The organism is Microbacterium sp. ZW3a (genome assembly GCF_057167165.1).
Map to the genome: position 1 here is coordinate 2,536,230 of NZ_CM169903.1, position 16,770 is coordinate 2,552,999.

18 protein-coding genes are annotated in these 16,770 nt (G+C 71.5%); 3 read left to right on the top strand and 15 right to left on the bottom strand.

The window, feature by feature from the left end; genetic code table 11:
• Nucleotides 1-58: 58 nt before the first annotated feature.
• Nucleotides 59-934 (bottom strand): PfkB family carbohydrate kinase, encoded by an 876-nt coding sequence (locus ACU6WY_RS11935; RefSeq protein ID WP_483819863.1) that lies wholly within the window; start codon nt 932-934, stop codon nt 59-61.
• Nucleotides 931-1,431: an FBP domain-containing protein gene (locus tag ACU6WY_RS11940; RefSeq protein ID WP_483819864.1), complete on the bottom strand. Its 501-nt coding sequence runs from the start codon at nt 1,429-1,431 to the stop codon at nt 931-933. The genes ACU6WY_RS11935 and ACU6WY_RS11940 overlap by 4 nt, the downstream gene beginning before the upstream one ends.
• 68 nt (nt 1,432-1,499) lie before the next feature.
• On the opposite strand from ACU6WY_RS11940, the gene ACU6WY_RS11945 reads away from it, so the two are divergent.
• Complete coding sequence (locus tag ACU6WY_RS11945) at nt 1,500-1,988, top strand: YajQ family cyclic di-GMP-binding protein (protein WP_483819865.1); 489 nt, start codon at nt 1,500-1,502, stop codon at nt 1,986-1,988.
• A 138-nt stretch (nt 1,989-2,126) separates the two neighbouring features.
• Here ACU6WY_RS11945 and ACU6WY_RS11950 read toward each other — a convergent pair whose 3' ends face one another.
• From ACU6WY_RS11950 to ACU6WY_RS11980, 7 genes are all read right to left on the bottom strand, one after another.
• Nucleotides 2,127-2,267, bottom strand: a complete 141-nt coding sequence (locus tag ACU6WY_RS11950; protein WP_483819866.1) for a hypothetical protein — start codon at nt 2,265-2,267, stop codon at nt 2,127-2,129.
• A 47-nt stretch (nt 2,268-2,314) separates the two neighbouring features.
• The gene (locus tag ACU6WY_RS11955; RefSeq protein ID WP_483819867.1) at nt 2,315-4,003 is read right to left on the bottom strand and encodes an AMP-binding protein; all 1,689 of its coding nucleotides are present in this window, start codon (nt 4,001-4,003) and stop codon (nt 2,315-2,317) included.
• 20 nt (nt 4,004-4,023) lie between these two features.
• Nucleotides 4,024-4,986 carry an alpha/beta hydrolase gene (locus ACU6WY_RS11960; protein WP_483819868.1) on the bottom strand — a complete coding sequence of 321 codons (963 nt, stop codon included), beginning with the start codon at nt 4,984-4,986 and terminating at the stop codon, nt 4,024-4,026.
• A gap of 48 nt (nt 4,987-5,034) precedes the next feature.
• Complete coding sequence (locus ACU6WY_RS11965; protein ID WP_483819869.1) at nt 5,035-6,408, bottom strand: FAD-dependent oxidoreductase; 1,374 nt, start codon at nt 6,406-6,408, stop codon at nt 5,035-5,037.
• Between the two features lie 38 nt (nt 6,409-6,446).
• A complete protein-coding gene (locus tag ACU6WY_RS11970; RefSeq protein ID WP_483819870.1) occupies nt 6,447-7,508 on the bottom strand; it encodes a polyprenyl synthetase family protein in 1,062 nt (353 codons plus the stop codon).
• A gap of 64 nt (nt 7,509-7,572) precedes the next feature.
• On the bottom strand, nt 7,573-8,235 hold the full coding sequence (locus tag ACU6WY_RS11975; protein ID WP_483821919.1) for a class I SAM-dependent methyltransferase: 663 nt from the start codon (nt 8,233-8,235) through the stop codon (nt 7,573-7,575).
• Nucleotides 8,236-8,301: 66 nt separating this feature from the next.
• Nucleotides 8,302-8,865: a DUF402 domain-containing protein gene (locus ACU6WY_RS11980; RefSeq protein WP_483819871.1), complete on the bottom strand. Its 564-nt coding sequence runs from the start codon at nt 8,863-8,865 to the stop codon at nt 8,302-8,304.
• 97 nt (nt 8,866-8,962) lie between these two features.
• Between ACU6WY_RS11980 and ACU6WY_RS11985 the strand changes: the two genes are divergently transcribed.
• On the top strand, nt 8,963-10,177 hold the full coding sequence (locus ACU6WY_RS11985) for an isochorismate synthase (RefSeq protein ID WP_483821920.1): 1,215 nt from the start codon (nt 8,963-8,965) through the stop codon (nt 10,175-10,177).
• Nucleotides 10,178-10,181: 4 nt separating this feature from the next.
• Here the strand turns inward: ACU6WY_RS11985 and ACU6WY_RS11990 are convergent, their stop codons facing one another.
• From ACU6WY_RS11990 to ACU6WY_RS12000, 3 genes are read right to left on the bottom strand one after another with little or no spacing between them, the layout of a single operon-like run.
• The gene (locus ACU6WY_RS11990; protein WP_483819872.1) at nt 10,182-11,039 is read right to left on the bottom strand and encodes a polyphosphate kinase 2 family protein; all 858 of its coding nucleotides are present in this window, start codon (nt 11,037-11,039) and stop codon (nt 10,182-10,184) included.
• 53 nt (nt 11,040-11,092) lie between these two features.
• A complete protein-coding gene (menD, locus tag ACU6WY_RS11995; protein WP_483819873.1) occupies nt 11,093-12,874 on the bottom strand; it encodes a 2-succinyl-5-enolpyruvyl-6-hydroxy-3-cyclohexene-1-carboxylic-acid synthase in 1,782 nt (593 codons plus the stop codon).
• A gap of 2 nt (nt 12,875-12,876) precedes the next feature.
• Nucleotides 12,877-13,311, bottom strand: a complete 435-nt coding sequence (locus ACU6WY_RS12000; RefSeq protein ID WP_483819874.1) for a PLD nuclease N-terminal domain-containing protein — start codon at nt 13,309-13,311, stop codon at nt 12,877-12,879.
• Nucleotides 13,312-13,385: 74 nt separating this feature from the next.
• Here ACU6WY_RS12000 and ACU6WY_RS12005 point away from each other — a divergent pair, with 74 nt between their 5' ends.
• A complete protein-coding gene (locus tag ACU6WY_RS12005) occupies nt 13,386-13,700 on the top strand; it encodes a DUF4229 domain-containing protein (RefSeq protein ID WP_483819875.1) in 315 nt (104 codons plus the stop codon).
• Nucleotides 13,701-13,704: 4 nt separating this feature from the next.
• Here ACU6WY_RS12005 and ACU6WY_RS12010 read toward each other — a convergent pair whose 3' ends face one another.
• The 3 genes from ACU6WY_RS12010 to ACU6WY_RS12020 are packed head-to-tail and all read right to left on the bottom strand — an operon-like array spanning nt 13,705 to nt 16,770.
• Nucleotides 13,705-14,676, bottom strand: coding sequence for a 1,4-dihydroxy-2-naphthoate polyprenyltransferase (locus tag ACU6WY_RS12010; protein ID WP_483819876.1), 972 nt, complete (start codon nt 14,674-14,676; stop codon nt 13,705-13,707).
• A gap of 11 nt (nt 14,677-14,687) precedes the next feature.
• The gene (locus ACU6WY_RS12015) at nt 14,688-15,839 is read right to left on the bottom strand and encodes an AMP-binding protein (protein WP_483821921.1); all 1,152 of its coding nucleotides are present in this window, start codon (nt 15,837-15,839) and stop codon (nt 14,688-14,690) included.
• Nucleotides 15,840-15,867: 28 nt separating this feature from the next.
• On the bottom strand, nt 15,868-16,770 hold the full coding sequence (locus ACU6WY_RS12020; RefSeq protein WP_483819877.1) for a 1,4-dihydroxy-2-naphthoyl-CoA synthase: 903 nt from the start codon (nt 16,768-16,770) through the stop codon (nt 15,868-15,870).

A 16,770-nucleotide genomic window follows, 5' to 3' on the forward strand; every position in this document is an offset into this window, starting at 1 on the left:
AGAGGCGCGATCACCTAGCTTACCCTCCCCGAGGGCATGCTTCCAACACGGGTCAGGGTCACTCCGGGATGCGCAGCAAGGCTCCCTCGCTGCGGCACGTCGCCGCGGCCACTTCCATGGCGCGATCGAGCACGTACGCCCATCCGGCCTCGTCGCTGGGGAGCCCCGCGCGCACCAGTGCCACGGTGGTCGAGAGCACGGCATCCCCGCCGCCCATCGTGTCGACGATGCGTCCGGGAAGGTCGGCGATTCCGCGTGACACGGCGATGTCTCCGGCGTCGACGGCTGCTCCCCCGGCGCCGTAGGTGGCGAGTACGGCATTCACGCCGAGACCGGCGAGCTTCTCACGAAGCTCCTCAAGCGGGGCGCCGTAGAGCAGCTGGGAGTCGTCCTCGCCGACCTTCACCAGCTGCGCGCGGGCCGCGGCCTTCTCGAAGCCACGCACGAACTCCTCACGGTCGTGCAGCATCCCGGCGCGCGGGTTGGGGTCGATCGCGAGAGACGCCGCGCCCACGGCATCCAGAAGCGCGCCGGTCTGCTCGGCGTCGTCAAAGGGGAAGCAGCTCACGACGACCATCGCCGCGTCGGCAAGCGCCGCCCGCTCGGCAGCGCCGTAGCGGACGCGACGGTTCTGCGCGGCGTCGTTGAAGACGTACTCCGGCTCCCCGCCGGCCGAGCGCGTGCTGACCGCGCGCGACGATCCGTGCTCCGACGGGCTCGAGAGCAGCTCGACGTCGTACTCGGCGAGGTACGCGCGGATCTGCTCACCCGCGGCGTCGTCGCCGACCATCGCGATGAGGGACGCCGGCACGCCCAGACGCGAGAGGCCGACGGCGACGTTGAGCGCGGCGCCTCCGACGAACTCGCGCACACCGGTGTCGTCGCGCAACTCGTCGATCAGGGCGTCTCCGATGACGACGACCCGCCCGCTCATCGGTCGACCCCGGCCGTCTCGAGCACGCGCTCGACGAACTCCTCGGTGCGGCGCTTCGTGCCGTCGATCTTCCTGTCCACACTCCCGCGAATCTCGCTCGGCGCCAGCGGCATCGCCAGGCGCACGTTCTCGTGGCACGACATGTCGGTGCACATGTACGTGCCGACCGTGTCGCCGTGTTCGCCCGCAGCGCCGGCCTTGCGCGCGGTGAACAGCGCCACCTGATCGCCCGGCTGCATCGTGTGGCACAGGTTGCACATCGCCGACCGCGCGTGCGACTGCCCGTCGGCCACCCGCAGCACGACGCCCGTCAGGCGCCCCTCGCGCTCGGTGACGAGATACCCGCGACCACGCGTGCGAGGGTCGCGCCAGGCGAGGAAGTCGAGGTGATCCCAGTCGGTGAGAACGAAGTCGTGCGGCAGCGCGACGACGCGGAGCTCGTCCGGGGCGGCGTTGACGAACGCGTCGCGGACCTCTTCTTCGGTGAGTGCTCGCATGGGAAGCGAGTCTACGAGCGCGGAGAGAACACCGGGCCAGGATCGTCGACGCTCGGTAGAATCGCGGAATGGCCGACAGCTCATTCGACATCGTCTCCAAGATCGACCGCCAGGAAGCCGACAACGCGCTCAACCAGGCCCGTAAAGAGGTCGAGCAGCGCTACGACTTCAAGGGCACCGACGCGTCCATCGAGTGGAGCGGCGAAGCGATCCTCATCAAGGCCAACTCCGAGGAGCGAGCCAACGCCGTCCTCGACGTCTTCCAGACGAAGCTCATCAAGCGCGGCATCTCGCTGAAGAGCCTCGAATCCGGCGAGCCGACCCCCAGCGGTCGCGAGTACCGCATCACCTCCACGCTGAAGGAGGGCATCTCGCAGGAGAACGCGAAGAAGATCGGCAAGATCATCCGCGACGAAGGCCCCAAGAGCGTGAAGTCGCAGATCCAGGGTGATGAACTGCGCGTGCAGTCGAAGTCGCGCGACGACCTGCAGGAGGTCCAGCGCCTCCTCAAGGCCGCCGACCTCGACGTCGACCTGCAGTTCATCAACTACCGCTGAGCACCCCCGACGGGATGCCGCGGTGCCCGACGTGCGGCGACCCGCTGCGGTTCGAGGTCCTCGACGACGAACGCTTCCTCGTGGCGTGGTCGTGCGTGACGTGCGGGCTGATCCGCACGACCGAGCCGAGCTAGGGGGTCAGCCCTCGAAGCCGGTGATCAACTGGTCGATCTCGCGCTCGGTCTCGCGCCCGATGCCGCGGTCCTCCTGACGTCGGGGCAGGTCGCTGTCGTCGTCGACCGTGGGGTTCTCGAACGGCTGCTTCTTTTCGTTGCTCATGATCCGATGCTCACACGAGAACGCGGCGGACGCGAGGGGGCTTGCCGTCAGCCGCGGAGGCTGTCGTCGCGCCACTCGACGACGACGACCTCACCGCGCGCGGCGCGCTCCTCGCGATCGCGCAGTTCCACGCGACGGATCTTGCCCGAGATGGTCTTGGGAAGCTCCGCGAACTCGATCCGTCGCAGGCGCTGGAAGGGCGCCAGGTTCGCGCGGGCGAAGCGCAGGATGTCGAGCGCGACCTCCTCGCCCGGTTCGTGGCCGGTGGCCAGCACGACGTACGCCTTCGGCACCGACAGACGCAGCTCGTCGGGTGCCGGCACGACGGCGGCCTCGACGACGGCCGGGTGCTCGATGAGCACGCTCTCCAGTTCGAACGGGCTGATCTTGTAGTCCGACGCTTTGAAGACGTCGTCGGTGCGCCCGATGTAGGTGATGCTCCCGGTTTCGTCGCGACGAGCGACGTCGCCGGTGTGGAAGAGCCCGTCGACGAAGGCCTCCGCGTTGCGCTCCGGATCGCCGACGTACCCCGTCATGAGGTTGAGCGGCCGGTCGGTGAGGTCGAGGCAGATCTCGCCCTCGTCGGCGAGCGCACCCGTGAGCGGATCGACGATCACCACGGGGCACCCCGGCAGGGGCCGCCCCATCGACCCCGGCACGAGGAGAGCCCCCGGCGTGTTCGCGACGATCGCCGTCATCTCGGTCTGACCGTAGCCGTCGCGGATGTCGAGCCCCCACGCGCGCTGCACGTGCGCGATGACCTCGGGGTTCAGCGGCTCTCCGGCCGAGACCACCTCACGCAGCGCGCCCCGGCGGCCCGACAGGTCGGCCTGGATGAGCAAGCGCCACACCGTCGGCGGCGCGCAGAACGTCGTGACCCGGTCGCGTTCGAGCTCGTGCAGCAGACGCTCGGCCGAGAACCGCGAGTAGTTCAGGGCCAGCACGGTCGCCCCCGCGATCCACGGCGCGAAGAAGCAGCTCCACGCGTGCTTCGCCCACCCCGGCGAGCTGATCGCGAGGTGCACGTCGCCCGGCTCGAGGCCCAGCCAGTACATCGTGCTGAGGTGCCCGACCGGGTACGAAACCTGCGTGTGCTCGACGAGCTTCGGCTTCGACGTCGTGCCCGAGGTGAAGTACAGCAGGAGCCGGTCGTCGGCGAGCGTCCCCGGATGCCGCGCGGGCGGCGCCTCGACGAGGAACGCGTCGTCGTACCGGGCCCACCCCGCACGCTCCTCCCCCACCACGATGCGGCCGAGACCCTCCGGCAGATCGTCGAACTTGTCGGCATCCGCTGTGCCGACGATGACGTGACGGATCTCGGCGCGGACGATGCGGTCGGCGAGGTCTCCGGGACCGAGCGCGGTCGTGGTCGGGGCGATCACGCCGCCGAGCTTCATGATCGCGAGCATGGACTCCCACAGCTCGACCTGGTTGCCGAGCATGAGCAGCACCGCGTGCCCCCGGCGGACCCCGCGGGAGGCCAGCCACGCGGCGAGCTGGTCGGACCGCCGGGCGAGCTCGTCGAACGTGCGCTCGTGATGCGTCTCGTCGTCATCGACGACGACCAGAGCGGGGGCGTCGTTCCCCCGCGCCATCGGATCGAACCAGTCGATCGCCCAGTTGAAGGGCCCGTCGAAGCGTGGCCACGAGAACGACGCCGCCCGCGCGGGGTCCGTCCGTGCGGCGAGCAGCTCATCGCGCGCGGCGCGGTACCGGTCGGTGGGGGTCGAGGTCATGGTGCTCCTTCACTCAGGATCTACGCTAACCACCGCAACCACTGCGCGAGCCCGGCGTAGGCGGCATCCCGAGCACGTTCCTCCGACAGGAAGACGTCGTGCAGGGCCCCGTCGATGCGCGAGATCGTGACCGTGCGCGCGATGCGGGTGGCCGCGCGAGCGATGTCGTCGACGACGAGCACCGAGTCGGTGTGCCGCATCGCCTCGTTCCACGACAGCGCCGAGGCCGACCGCTGCGACAGCAGCACGAGCGCCGGGCACCCCACATCGAGCCCGGATGCCACCCGCGCGTGGCCCGCAACGACGGCGGCGAGCCAGCCCGGGTGGGTCGGGAAGCCCCGCTCGGGCCGCCACCCGTCGGGGCTGTCGGGCAGGGTGCCGACCTCGCGCTGGGCGCGGGTGTAGAAGCCCAGGTCCACGACGGGATGCGCACCGAGCGGGTCGATGCGCGCGCGAGCGTTGAGGATCGGGGCGAGAGCCTGACGCCCGCGGGGGCCGAGCTGCAGCTCCAGCCACGGGCTGTTCAGCACGAGCGCGTGCGCGCGCCCCGGGTGCCGCGCGGCCCACAGCGTCAGCGTGAGGCCGCCGGTGCTGTGGCCGAGAAGCACCAGCCGTCGGCCCTGAGCCTCGGTGCCCATGGCCTCCAGGGCCGCCTCGATGTCGGCGTCGTACACGTCGAGCGCGGCGACATACCCTTGGGTCTGCCCCGGGCGGATGCTCCGGCCGTACTTGCGCAGGTCGAGGGCGTGAAAGCGCGCACCCCGGTCGGTGAAGAAGCGCGCGAGGCCGGTCTGGAAGAAGTAGTCCGACCACCCGTGCACGTACAGCACGTCGAGATCGCGCCACGCCCCGAAGAGCCGTTCCCCCGGGTTCGGCATCGCCCGCACGAGGGTGGCGACCACCTCGCCCTCGTCATCGGCGCCGAGCGGCAACGTCCGCTGCGCGAACCCGTCGCCAAGGATGTCCGGATGCCAGTCCCCCATGGTCTCAGCCTAGGGCGGGGACGCGAGGGGGATTGGTTCCCGCGGGACCTACTCGCCGCGCGAGACCCGGATCATCTCGTCGCGCGGGACGACCTTGATGCGGGCGCGCTCGTGCGGGGCGCCCAGGGCCATCTCGTGCTCGTCGAGGCGGTGCCACCCCTCGAGGTCGGTCCAGCGCACGCCGCGCTCGGCCAGGAGCGCCGGGATGGCCTCCTCCTCGGGGTGAGCCGGCCGCCACCACTCGCTCTGGTCGTTGATGACGTGGCGCACCGTCTCCATAGCATCCGACTTGGTGTGACCGATGAGTCCGACGGGGCCGCGCTTGATCCAGCCGGTCGCGTAGACGCCCGGAACCCGCTCGTTCGTGTCGTGGTGGAGCACCTGACCCTCGTGGTTGGGGATCACACCGTGTCGCTCGTCGAAGGGGACGTCCTTCACGGGGGAGCCGAAGTAACCGACGGCGCGGTAGATCGCCTGGATCGGCACCTCGCGGATCTCGCCGGTGCCGACGACCCCGCCCTCGGCGTCGGGCTTCGTGCGCTCGTACCGGAACGCGGCGACGCGACCGTCGGCGTCTTTCACGACCTCGAGCGGCTTGGCCCAGAAGTGCAGGTGCAGGCGGCGGGACGCTTCTCCCCCGGCATTGTTCACACCCGGGCGCGTGCGCCACTGCTGCAGCACGCGGTCGATGACCTTGACCTGCTTGTTGGTCTCGATGGCGGTGCGCGAGGCCTCGTCGTAGTCGAAGTCCTCGTCGTACACGACCATGTCGACGTCGCGCAGCTCGCCGAGCTCACGCAGCTCCAGCGGGGTGAACTTCACCTGCGCGGGACCGCGGCGACCGAAAACATGCACGTCGGTGACGGGCGAGGCCTTCAGCCCCTCGTAGACGTTCGCGGGGATCTCGGTGGGCAGCAGGTCGTCGGCGTGCTTGGCGAGGATGCGCGTGATGTCGAGCGCGACGTTGCCGTTGCCGATCACCGCGACCGATTCGGCATCCAGCGGCCACTCGCGCGGCACGTCGGGGTGACCGTCGAACCAGCTCACGAAGTCCGCGGCGCCGTAGGAGCCGTGCGCGTCGATGCCCGGGATGTCGAGGTCGGCGTCGCGGATCGCACCGGTGGAGAAGATGACGGCGTTGTAGTGCTGCTTGAGGTCGTCGAGAGTGATGTCTTCACCGAAGCGCACGTTGCCGAAGATGCGGATATCGCCGCGATCGAGCACCTCGCGGAGAGCCGTGATGACTCCCTTGATGCGCGGGTGGTCGGGGGCAACGCCGTAGCGCACGAGACCGTAGGGGGCGGGGAGCTGCTCGAACAGGTCGATCGACACGTCGAACTGCCGCTCGGCCTTCAGCAGGATGTCGGCGGCGTAGATACCGGCGGGGCCGGCGCCGACGATGGCAAGGCGCAACTTCGTCATGGGGGTCCTCTCGATCGAGATCGGGGGGTGGGGAAAAACTAGGCGGAACGGTCGGCGACCGCGCGGGCGAACCGCGTCAGAGCCTCGCGCACGGCGCCGTCGGGAAGGGGGGCGAGAGCGTCGATGGCGTCTTGCGACCAGCGGTGGGCCAGATCGAGCGTCTCGCGAGTGGTCTCGTGCTCGCGCAGCTCGGTGAGCGCGTCGTCGAGGATCGCAGGATCGGCGCCGGCGGCGATGAGGTCTTGCCCCTCGTCGATGCGGGCCCGCAGATCGGTCGACGTCTGATCGGTGCGGTGTCCGAGCAGCAGGTACGGCATGGTCGGAACGCCGGCGCGCAGGTCGGTGCCGGGCACCTTTCCGGTCTCGGACGGATCGGGCGAGAGGTCGATGACGTCGTCGAGCAGCTGGAAGGCCACTCCGGCCTTCTCGCCGAACACGACCATCGGCTCCTCGAACTCCTCGGGAGCGCCCGAGTAGATGACACCCGACTGCGCGGCGGCGGCGATGAGCGACCCGGTCTTGTCGGCCAGCACGCGGAGGTAGAACTCGACGGGGTCGTCGCCCTCCTGCGGCCCCACGGTCTCGTGCATCTGCCCCAGGACGAGGCGCTCGAACGTGTCGGCCTGCAGCTGGATCGCGCGCTCTCCGCGGCGGGCCATGAGCTGGCTCGCCCGCGAGAACAGCAGGTCACCGGTAAGGATGGCGATGTTGTTGCCCCACACCGTCTGCGCGCTCGGCACGCCCCGGCGCTTGTCGGCACCGTCCATGACGTCGTCGTGATAGAGCGAGCCCAGGTGCGTCAGCTCGAGCGCCGTGGCGACCTCGACCACCTCGGCGGTCGTCCCCCGACCGAGCTGCGCGGTGAGGATCGCGAGCATCGGTCGAACGCGCTTGCCCCCCGCCTCGTAGAGGTACCGGGCGGTCACATCGGCGAGCCGGTCGGCGCTGCGCACCTCGCGCTCGAGCGTGCTCTCGACACGGTCGAGGCCGGCTTCGACGGTCGACAGCAGGGTGCGCGCGCGCAGCCCGCCGAAGATGCGGTCACTCAGGCCCAGCTTGCCCGACAGGCGGGTGCCGGCCGCGGGCGGTCTCGGGGTCACGGTTTCAGCCTATCCTGGCGCGGTTGGGGGCCGCCGCCGGTATCTCGACGGTTGACAGGGGGCCTTAGGCGCCGGGGTTCGTCCCGCGATGAAGCGCGACGATGCCGAAGGTGAGGTTGCGGTACGCCACATCGTCCCACCCTGAATCGCGCATCCACGCCGCCAGGGTCGGCTGGTCGGGCCAGTCGCGGATCGACTCGTTGAGGTAGTCGTAGGCCTCGGCGTTCGAGCTCACGGCCTTCGCCACCACCGGCAGCACCCGGCCGTTGTAGAAGCGGTACAGGCCGTTGAAGACCCGGGACGGCGGATGCGAGAACTCGCATACGACGATCCGTCCGCCGGGACGCGTCACCCGGCGCAGTTCGCGCAGAGCCCGTCGGGGATCGTTGACATTGCGCAGACCGAACGACATCGTGACCGCGTCGAACTCCCCGTCCGCGAACGGCAGGTCGGTGGCATCCGCCTGGACGAACTCCAGGTTCGAAACGTGCCCGTGACGGCGGCGCCCCTCGGCGATCATCCCGCGGGAGAAGTCGGCGGCGACCACGTGGGCGCCGCTCGGCACGAACGCCATCGACGAGGTGCCGGTACCGGCCGCGAGGTCGAGGATGCGCTCGCCCCGCTGCGGCGCGACGGCCTTGAGCGTCGCGACGCGCCAGAACCGGTCGTTGCCGAGGCTCAGCACCGAGTTGGTGCGGTCGTAGGCCGCGGCGACCTGGTCGAACATGCCGCTGACGCGCTGCGGGTCTTTGCCGAGATCGGCGCGGTTGGGGTCGCTGCTCACGCGTCGAGTCTAGGCGCGCGGCGGCTCGTCGGTCCCGGCCTCCGCGAGGTCGGCGAGGCGCTGGAGCCATGGGCCCGTGACCGCGTCCGAGAACGGCGCCCGCCCCTCGAGGACCTTCTGCTCGAGGTCGACGGCGACGGCCTCCAGGTGGGCGACCACCTCGGCCGGATAGCCGTACCGCACGCGGTGGTCGTCCCACTCGTCGCGGTCGTCGATCCACGTCCCGCGCTCGTCGGTGCGGCGGACGACGTCGAGGTCCATGTCGATGCCGGTGGGCGTGCCGTCGTCATCGAAGCCGGCGCCCCACGCCAGGTCGATGTACACCGCGACCGGGTGCGGGGCGGCGTTGTGGGTGAAGGCCCAGTCGCCGCTCGCGGGGACCAGCGTCACGTTGGGTTCGCGGCACACGAACTCCCGGCCGGGGCGGACGCTGCGCCACCCCACCTGCTGTCCGAACCAGTCGCCCCACTCGTCGGAGCCGAGGTAGACGGAGTCCTGCTCCCAGTGCGGCGAGCCGTCCCACTTGCGCCAGCGGAACACGAGCCGGGTGCCGGGTGCGGGACGGGAGGTCATGCCGCGAGTCTAAGTCGCGGTCTAGTGTGGACCCGTGCTGGAACCCGCGGATGACCTCGTGCCGCATCTGCGCGTGGTGACGCGCGAACTCCCCCCGATGGACGACGTCCTGGCTTACACGACCGGGTACGACCCGCTGTTCTGGAGTCGCCGTGGCGAGACGCTCGCCGCCTTCGGAGACCTGCTCACGCTGCGCTACACCGGCGCGCAGCCCGGCGATGCCACGATCGCCGACCGCTGGCGTCGGATCGCCGCCGCCGCCGAGATCGACGACCCCGTGCAGCTTCCCGGCACCGGGCTGGTCGCGTTCGGGTCGTTCGTGTTCGACCCGCGGTCAGAGCGCGAGAGCGTGCTGCGCGTTCCCGGCACCATCGTCGGTCGCCACGGCGGACGCGCGTGGGTGACGCGCCTCGCCTTCGCCGACACCCCCGACGAGCCCGAACCCGATCTGCCGCCACGCTCCCCCTTCGGACCCCACTGGTCGGCTACCCTCGGCCCCGGTCGTCAGACTGCGGAGGGGTACCAGGATGCCGTCCGCCAGGCGGTCGAGGCGATCCACGCGGGAGAGGTGGGCAAGGTCGTCCTCGCGCGCGACATCGTCGGCACGCTGCCGGCCGGTTCCGACCTGCGCCGCCTCGTCCGCTCGCTCCTGGAGGGGTATCCGGACTGCTGGGTGTTCGCCGTCGACGGCCTCATCGGCGCGAGCCCCGAGACGCTGGTCACCGTATCGAACGGCACCGTCACCGCGCGGGTCCTGGCCGGCACCACCGCGCGCGGGGGCGACGCCGACAGCGACGTCGCGGCCTCGCTCGCTCTCACCGAGAGCGCGAAAGACCAGGAGGAGCACCGCTTCGCCGTCCAGAGCGTGCTCGCGGCCCTCCGCCCGCACACGTCCGCCCTCGCCGCGGCGGAGCAGCCCTTCACCCTGAAGCTGCCGAACGTGTGGCACCTGGCCACCGACGTCGAGGGCGAGCTCTCCGAGGCGGCATCCTCTCTCGATCTCGTCACCGTTCTGCACCCCACCGCCGCGGTCGCCGGAACCCCGACGCGCACGGCAATGGAGGTCATTCGGCGCCTCGAGCCCTTCGACCGCGGCCGCTACGCCGGAGCCGTGGGCTGGATCGGCGCTTCGGGCGACGGCGAGTGGGCGATCGCCCTGCGGTGCGCGCAGATCGACCGCCCCCTCCCGTCCTCGCCGACCTCCCCCATCACGGCCTACGCGGGTGCGGGGATCGTTGCCGACAGCGTGCCCGAGTCGGAGTTGCTCGAGACGCGCGTGAAGTTCCGCCCCATCGTCGAGGCGCTGGCGTAGAACGTCAGGATGCCGCGAGGCGGCGCTTCTCGGTGTCGACGTCGAAGTCGGCCGCCGGCCAGCGGGGGTCGATTCCCGCGAGGGCGTCGGTGAGCAACTGCTGCACGGCCAGCCGCGCGTACCACTTGCGGTCGGCCGGGACGACGTGCCAGGGCGCGAGGGGCGTGGACGTGCGCTCGATGGCGACCTGGTACGCGTCCATGTAGTCGTCCCAGAGGGCGCGCTCGTCGACGTCGGACGGGGTGTACTTCCAGTGCTTGTCGGGGCGGTCCAGGCGCTCGGCCAGGCGCTCCCGCTGCTCCTCTTTCGAGATGTGCAGCATGACCTTGACCACCCGGATGCCGAGATCGGCGGCCTCCGCCTCGAAGGAGGCGATCGCGCCGTAGCGGCGCTCGATCTCGTCGGCGGGGGCGAGCGCGCGGACGCGTCCGATCAGCACGTCCTCGTAGTGCGAGCGGTCGAAGACGCCCAGACGGCCGGCATCCGGCAGGCGCGTGCGGATGCGCCACAGGAAGTCGTGCGAGAGCTCCTCGGCGGTCGGCTTCTTGAACGAGACCAGGTCGACACCCTGCGGGTTGACGGATCCGACCACGTGCGTCACGATGCCGCCCTTGCCCGCGGTGTCCATCGCCTGGAGCACCAGGAGCACGGAACCGGTGGCCGTGCCCGCGACGCTCTGGGCGAAAAGGCGTTCCTGCAGTTCGGCGAGCGGCTCGATCCCCGCCTCGAGGTCGGCCTTTCCTGCTTCCTTGTCGCCGTTGTAACCGGGCGTCGATCGGGTGTCGATGTCGGCCAGGCGGAACCCGGGCGCGACGCTGAGCGCCTCGGCGGCGGGCATGGACCATCTGCTGCTCGTACTCATCGGGACATCCTGGCGCGCGCGGGCACCCGGACACCACGGCTTGACGGCGCGAATCAGCGCGGTAGGGGCACTTCGATGAGTTGCCGGCCGCCGACGGGCGCGGTGAGCGCCTGGTCGAGGGCGACGCGGGTGGTCGCCCGCCGGTACTCCCAGCCGAACGCGAGGGCCAGCTGCTCCAGCCGCGCGGTTTGCGGGGTGTACTGCACGCGCTCCAAGGCCTCGGCGCCGGCGACCGCGGCCACCTCGAGTCCGTCGAAGATCGTGCCCCCGCCGTCGTTCCCAACGATGACCTGCAGGCGCGGCTCCTCCTCGCCCGGGGGCAGCAGCAGCGCGCCCACGTCGTGCAGGAATGCCAGATCGCCCAGCAGGACACGGGTCACGCCGGGGCGCTCGGCATCCTGGCTGGCCAGGGCGACGCCGGTGGCCGTGGCGATCGTGCCGTCGATGCCGGCGAGACCGCGGTTGGCGTGCACCGCGACCTTCTTGCCACCCAGCACCTCGTCGGCCACGCGCACCAGTCGCGACGAACCGAAGACGAGCCGGTCGTGCGGCCAGGTGGCCCGCCACAGGGCGTCGACGAGCGCGGCCCGGTCGACGGGGGCGCGCATCACCTCGACCTCGGCGTTGAGGGCGCCGAGGCGCTCGTGGGGCACCGCCGACGACAGCCCCTCGGCATCGGGCGCGGGCGGGCTGAGGTCGACGGCCGCGGCGCGCGAGGCCCGCATCCACTCCCCGAGCCACGCGCGATCGACATCGCCGGAGCCGGAGCGCACGGCATCCACCGCCTGAGTCGCGCCGTTGAGGTTGACCGGCTCGCCCGGCCCGCGGACGGCGATCACCTCGACGTCGTCACGGGAGAGCAGACGCGTCACCTCACGGGTCAGGGTGGGGTGTCCGAAGACGACGACGCGCTCAATACGGCCGCCGAGCGCGGGCTCGCGCAGCAGCGCGCGATACCCGTGCACCACGTGCCGACCGAAGCGCGCTCCACTGACGATCTCGGCGACGAGCGGAAAACTCCCCCGGTGGGCGAGGTCTTCGGCGGCGGCGCCGGCGTCGGCCCCGGCCACGACGATCGTGCGCGGTCCGGGCTCCAGCACGAGGGCCGCCTCGGGCTCGGGCGGGACGTCGGCGATGCCGATGCCTCCCCCGCCCTGGTACAGCGCGCCGGAGGCCTCGAGGGTCTCGTCGACCGCGTCGCCCTCGGCGCGCTGAGTCGCCCGCGGCACGAGCCAGGCGGGGACGGGGCCGGCCAGCGGCTCGCGGAGCGGAACGTTGAGATGTACGGGCCCCGCCGGACGGGCGCCCTCGCCGCGGGCTGCGGAAAGCGCGGTGGCCGCGAGGGCGTCGAACTCGGCGGTCTGCTCCGTGGCGCCGTCGGGGTCGCCGACCTCGGGGACGGGCAGGTCAGCCTCGAACCGGACGGCCGAGCGGAACAACCCCGGCTGGCGCGTGGTCTGGTTGGCTCCGACCCCGCGTAGCTCCGGGGGCCGGTCGGCGGTCAGCAGCAGCAGCGGGATGCCGGAGTGGTGGGCTTCGAGAGCGGCGGGGAGGAGGTTGGCCACGGCCGTGCCGGACGTGCAGATCACGGCGGCCGGCATCCCTGTCTCGCGACCGATGCCGAGGGCGGTGAACCCCGCGACGCGCTCGTCGATGCGCACGTGCAGGCGAACGAGGCCGGCCTTCTCGAGCTCGGCGGCGACCAGGGCGAGCGCCTGCGAGCGCGACCCGGGACTCACCACGAGGTGACGCACCCCGCGGGCGACAAAACCCGACAGCAGCGCGGCAGCCGCGTCCGTGGCCGGGGCCCGGACGCCCCGCTCGGTCGTGCCCACGGTCAGCCGACGGCGCCGCGCTGACCGCGCGTGTCGTCGTCGCCCTTGCCGGGCGTGCCGTCGGAGTCACCGTCGGTCGTCGGCTTCGTCTCCGGCGGGACCCCGCGTGGGTCGTCGGCCTCGGAATCGAGGTGCGCGAGCTCCTCCTCGAGGCGGCGGATACGCTCGTCCTGCTCGGCGCGCGCCTGCTCGGACAGGCCGCCGAGGAACTCGGGGTCGTCGTCGGGGGCGCGTCGCCGCACGGGAGTGCCGGCGCGTCCGCGACCGATGACGAACCACAGGATGCCGCCGAGCACGGGCAGCACGATCACGATCACCATCCACGCGGGCTTGCTGACCCCGCGATGACGGGCGGCCGGTTGGACGGCGCAATCGACGATCGTGTAGACCCAGAACGCGGTCGCCACGAGCGCGGTGATCAGCAACAGGCGTGCCATGTCCCGATTCTACGTGTGCTCCCTGGACACGGGCCGGGCGCCGGGTGGTCGCACGGCCGCCGTAGACTGGGGCGATGCGTGCCCGTTCCGCCCTGGTCTATACGGTGCTGCGCCTGCTCGCCTTCCTCGTGCCCCTCGGCATCCTGCTGCTGTTCCCGATCTTCCGCGAACTGCCGTGGCTGGCCGCGGTCTTCGCGGCACTGATCGGGCTGAGCCTGTCGCTGCTGTTCCTGCGCCGCCCGCTCGACGACGTGACCGGCGTTCTCGCCGAGCGCCGCGAAGCGCGCCGGGCGGCGAACCGCCGCACGGGCGCGGAGGTCGACGCCGACGCCGAGGACGCGGTCTTCGACGCCCCGCGCCGCGACGACGAGCCCGACGCCGCGCGCTGAGCGCTCAGGCCACGAACGCCCAGAACAGCAGCGCGCCGTAGGCGACCGAGGTGAAGCTCGTCACCTGCAGCGCGACGATCAGTTCGCGCGGGGCGCGATAGGTCCACACGATGAGGATCGCCGAGAGTGCCCCCAGCAGCGCGATCAGGGTGAGCCACGCCACGGGATACACCAGCGCGAGGAAGACCGCGATCCCGAACGGCGCCAGCACGAACAGCGTGAAGAGCACCTGTGTCGCGCGGCGGCCGATGAGCACCGACAGGGTGCGCTTTCCGGCGAGGCGGTCCTGATCGATGTCGCGCAGGTTGTTCGCCAGCAGCACGGCGCACGCGAGCAGGCCCGCGGCGACCGCGCCGAACCAGGCCTCCTGCGGCAGCGACCCGACCTGGAGCCAGGTCGTTCCGAGGGTGGCGACCAGACCGAAGAAGACGAAGACGAACAGCTCGCCCATCGCGTTGTAGCCGTAGGGACGTTTTCCGCCGGTGTAGAACCACGCCGCGACGATGCACAGCGCCCCGACCGCGAGGAGCCACCACTGCTCCGTGCGCACCACCAGCGTGAGGCCGATGACCGCGGCGAGCGCGAAGAACGCCAGCGCGACGAGCAGCACGGTGCGCGGGCGGGCCTTGCGTCCACCCGTGAGCCGGCCGGGGCCCACGCGGACGTCATCGGTCCCCCGGATGCCGTCGCTGTAGTCGTTGGCGTAGTTGACCCCGATCTGCAGGGCGAAGGCCACGGCGAGGCAGGCCAGGGCGATCACCCAGTGCAGGTTCTCGTCGACGAGGGTCGCGGCGCCCGTGCCGATGAGCACCGGCGTGATCGCGAGCGGCAGCGTGCGCAGGCGCGCGGCGGCGATCCAGTCGCGGGCCGTCGCCGGGGCCACCGCCTGCGGGGCGGCACTCTTCGGCTTCTGGGGGTTCCCGCCGGGGCGACGTTTCGGGGCCGGACGCGAGCGCTTACGAGACTGTGCTGACACGGAGGGTCATCCTAATTCTTCGCGGAGCCGAACCGACGCCGGAGCGTAGCGCGGTCGGGCTTCCCGGATGCCAGGAGCGGAAGCGCCTCGACCAGGATGACGCGCGCCGGCCGGGCGACCGCGCCGACGTCCGCGGCGACGGCGTCGCGGACACGGTCGAGCAGCAGCTCCTCGTCGAGGCCGGGCGCCGCGGAGACGACGACCGCCGACCCCTGGCCCCACCGCTCATCGTCGACGGGCACGACGACGGCCGACTCGAGCCCGGGCAGCGCCCGCACCGCAGACTCGACGCGGTCGAGCGAAACGTTGATACCGCCCGAGACGATGACGTTGTCGAGCCGCCCCGTGATCGCCAGCACGCCGTCGACGATCTCGCCGCCGTCTCCCGTGCGGTACCACCGGGTGCCGGCGGCATCCGTCACGAAGGCCTCGGCCGTGCGCTCCGGCTCGCCGAGGTACCCGTCGGCCAGGGTGGGGCCAGCGACCCGTACCTCGCCGTCGACGATCGCGAGATCGACGCCGTCGAGCGGAACGCCGTCGTACACACAGCCCCCGCTCGTCTCGGTGGAGCCGTAGGTGCGGACGATCCGCGCCCCGGCGGCGGCGGCGCGCTCCCGCACGGACGGCGCCAGCGCCTGCCCGCCGACGAGGATGGCCTCGAACGACCGCAGCGCCCGGGCGACCTGCGGCTCGCTCTCGGCGGCCTCGAGCAGCCGCTGCAGCTGCGCCGGAACGAGAGAGGTGTACGTCGGCACGCGTGCGCCGTTCTCGTGCGAGGCCATACCGAGTGCCGCCGCCGTGAAGGACTCGGGGCGGAAGTGCCCCGAGAGCACCGCGGGCTCTCGGCCGGCAACGAGAGCGCGCACGAGCACCTGCACCCCGGCGACGTAGGTTGCCGGCACCGCCAGCAGCCACGCTCCCTCACCGAGGCGGGCGGAGGTCGCGAACGCGCTCGAGATGAGGGCGTTTCGCCCGATCGCGACCGACTTGGGCACGCCCGTCGACCCCGACGTCGTGATGACGACGGCCGTCCCGGCGGGCACCTCCCCCGGCATCCCGGTTCCGGCCCCCAGGGCAAGAGCGGGCCCGGCACCCAGCACCGCGTGGCGCAGCGCCCGCAGCACGTCGCGCGGATCGTCGGATACCACCGACGCGAGCCTCACGAGCGGCCCGGCCGACGGCATCCGGTGCTCAGTAGTGCCATGGGACGTCGGACCAGTCGGGGTCGCGCTTCTCGAGGAACGAGTCGCGCCCCTCGGCGGCCTCATCGGTGCCGTACGCGAGCCGCGTCGCCTCACCCGCGAAGAGCTGCTGGCCCACCAGGCCGTCATCGACGGCGTTGAAGGCGAACTTGAGCATGCGGATCGCCGTCGGCGACTTGGTGAGGATCGTGCGGGCCATCGCGAGGGCCTCGCGTTCGAGTTCCGCGTGCGGGACCACCCGGTTGACCGCGCCCAGCTCGTACGCGCGCTGCGCGGAGTACTCCTCGGCGAGGAAAAAGACCTCCCGCGCGAACTTCTGCCCGATCTGGCGCGCGAAGTAGGCGGAGCCGTACCCGGCGTCGAACGAGCCGACGTCGGCGTCGGTCTGCTTGAAGCGACCGTGCTCGGCGCTGGCGATCGAGAGGTCGCACACGACGTTGAGCGAGTGTCCGCCCCCGGCGGCCCATCCCGGGACGACCGCGATGACGACCTTCGGCATGAAGCGGATCAGCCGCTGCACCTCGAGGATGTGCAGGCGCCCGGCGCGGCCGTGGTCGGCGACGGCATCCTCGTGCTCGGAGTACTTGTACCCGTCGCGCCCGCGGATGCGCTGGTCGCCGCCGGAGCAGAACGCCCACCCGCCGTCCTTCGGGCTCGGCCCGTTGCCGGTGAGCAGCACGACGCCGATGCGGTGGTCTTGCCGGGCGATGTCGAGCGCCCGGTAGAGCTCGTCGACGGTGTGGGGGCGGAAGGCGTTGCGCACCTCCGGGCGGTCGAACGCGATGCGCGCGACGCGGCCGTCGTGGGTGACGTGCGCGGTGATGTCGGTGTACTCCTCGGCCCCGGGGGCCAGGGTCCACTCGGCGGGATCGAAGATGTCAGAGACGGTCAT

Excerpts from the sequence above, each read along its gene's own strand:
- ACU6WY_RS11935 (WP_483819863.1), bottom strand. The coding sequence starts at position 934 with ATGAGCGGGCGGGTCGTCGTCATCGGAGACGCCCTGATCGACGAGTTG.
- ACU6WY_RS11940 (WP_483819864.1), bottom strand. The coding sequence starts at position 1,431 with ATGCGAGCACTCACCGAAGAAGAGGTCCGCGACGCGTTCGTCAACGCC.
- ACU6WY_RS11945 (WP_483819865.1), top strand. The coding sequence starts at position 1,500 with ATGGCCGACAGCTCATTCGACATCGTCTCCAAGATCGACCGCCAGGAA.
- ACU6WY_RS11950 (WP_483819866.1), bottom strand. The coding sequence starts at position 2,267 with ATGAGCAACGAAAAGAAGCAGCCGTTCGAGAACCCCACGGTCGACGAC.
- ACU6WY_RS11955 (WP_483819867.1), bottom strand. The coding sequence starts at position 4,003 with ATGACCTCGACCCCCACCGACCGGTACCGCGCCGCGCGCGATGAGCTG.
- ACU6WY_RS11960 (WP_483819868.1), bottom strand. The coding sequence starts at position 4,986 with ATGGGGGACTGGCATCCGGACATCCTTGGCGACGGGTTCGCGCAGCGG.
- ACU6WY_RS11965 (WP_483819869.1), bottom strand. The coding sequence starts at position 6,408 with ATGACGAAGTTGCGCCTTGCCATCGTCGGCGCCGGCCCCGCCGGTATC.
- ACU6WY_RS11975 (WP_483821919.1), bottom strand. The coding sequence starts at position 8,235 with ATGTTCGACCAGGTCGCCGCGGCCTACGACCGCACCAACTCGGTGCTG.
- ACU6WY_RS11980 (WP_483819871.1), bottom strand. The coding sequence starts at position 8,865 with ATGACCTCCCGTCCCGCACCCGGCACCCGGCTCGTGTTCCGCTGGCGC.
- ACU6WY_RS11985 (WP_483821920.1), top strand. The coding sequence starts at position 8,963 with ATGGACGACGTCCTGGCTTACACGACCGGGTACGACCCGCTGTTCTGG.
- ACU6WY_RS11990 (WP_483819872.1), bottom strand. The coding sequence starts at position 11,039 with ATGAGTACGAGCAGCAGATGGTCCATGCCCGCCGCCGAGGCGCTCAGC.
- ACU6WY_RS12000 (WP_483819874.1), bottom strand. The coding sequence starts at position 13,311 with ATGGCACGCCTGTTGCTGATCACCGCGCTCGTGGCGACCGCGTTCTGG.
- ACU6WY_RS12005 (WP_483819875.1), top strand. The coding sequence starts at position 13,386 with ATGCGTGCCCGTTCCGCCCTGGTCTATACGGTGCTGCGCCTGCTCGCC.
- ACU6WY_RS12020 (WP_483819877.1), bottom strand. The coding sequence starts at position 16,770 with ATGACCGTCTCTGACATCTTCGATCCCGCCGAGTGGACCCTGGCCCCC.